We start from the raw sequence: 1,021 nt of genomic DNA, 5'->3' as shown, positions 1-1,021 counted from the left end.
GAGCCGTCGGCGATCGAGACGCCGTTGAACTTGGCGTTGGTGACAGCCTTGGTGATCTGGTCGCGCAGGCTGTTGAAGTCGGACTTCAGGGCGTTGAACGACGAGGTGTTCAGCGAGGTGTCGGAAGCGGCGAGAGCCTTTTCCTTCATCTTGCCCAGCAGGTCGGTGACGGTGTCGCCGGCGGCCAGGGCCACGTCGATGGTCGACTGGCCGCGTTGCAGCGAGTCCTTCACGGCGTTCAGCGAGTTGGCGGTCGAGGATTGACCCTTGGCCATGGCCCAGATCGCGCCGTTGTCCTTGGCGGTGCCGACCTTCTTGCCGGTGTTGATGCGTTGTTGCGTGACCTGAAGTTCGCTGTTGGTGGCGTTCAGGTTTTGCAGGGCGATCATCGCGCCCGAGTTCGTGTTGATGCTGTTCAGAGCCATTTCGGCGAGTTCCCATTCAAGGTGGCCGACGTCATTTTGACGGTCGGGAGCATTTTGCTCATCGCCAGTGTCCACGGTCGTGCTTTCGATAATGTAAAAGTGTCGCAGCTATTTTCGGGACTTGGATAATGCCTCGTTAGTCATTTCGATTCAGGGAAGCGCCTCGCTTGAATCGAGTTCTTTTGACCGAGAGTCATGAGGTCGGATCTTAATCTGGCGTTGACTCTGTCGCCCGGCCGACTGTGCCTCGAAATACAACATCTGGTAGGCGTCGCCGCTTGCGGGATGAGTCTAGTTCGACCGGCTTGCGAGGAAAAGGGACGCGCAAGAAAAAGGGCGGGTCCGAAGACCCGCCCTTCAAGGTGCTGAACTCGAGGGCCGAACCGCTTAGCGGAACAGGCTGAGGACCGACTGGGTCGACTGGTTGGCGATCGACAGCGCCTGCACGCCCAGCTGCTGCTTGGTTTGCAGCGACTGCAGCTTGGCGCTTTCCTTGGCCAGGTCGGCGTCGACCAGGTTGCCCACGCCGGCGTCGAGGCTGTCTTGCAGCTTGCCGACGAAGGTCAGGTGGGTGTCCAGGCCGGTCGAGCTGGTGC

The 1,021-nt window shown here is 60.1% G+C and carries 2 protein-coding genes; both read right to left on the bottom strand.

All coding sequences use genetic code 11. The annotated features are described in order from the left end of the window. On the bottom strand, positions 1-425 hold a 425-nt coding region (locus AC1DMQ_RS25740), incomplete at its 3' end, for a flagellin (RefSeq protein ID WP_477036366.1). A 387-nt stretch (positions 426-812) separates the two neighbouring features. Then, positions 813-1,021: flagellin (locus tag AC1DMQ_RS25735; protein WP_477036365.1), on the bottom strand; the 209-nt coding region annotated here is incomplete at its 5' end.

Source organism: Caulobacter sp. 05L422, assembly GCF_056397765.1.
Note: the sequence above shows the minus strand (reverse complement) of the source record. Positions and strands in the feature narration are given on the sequence as shown.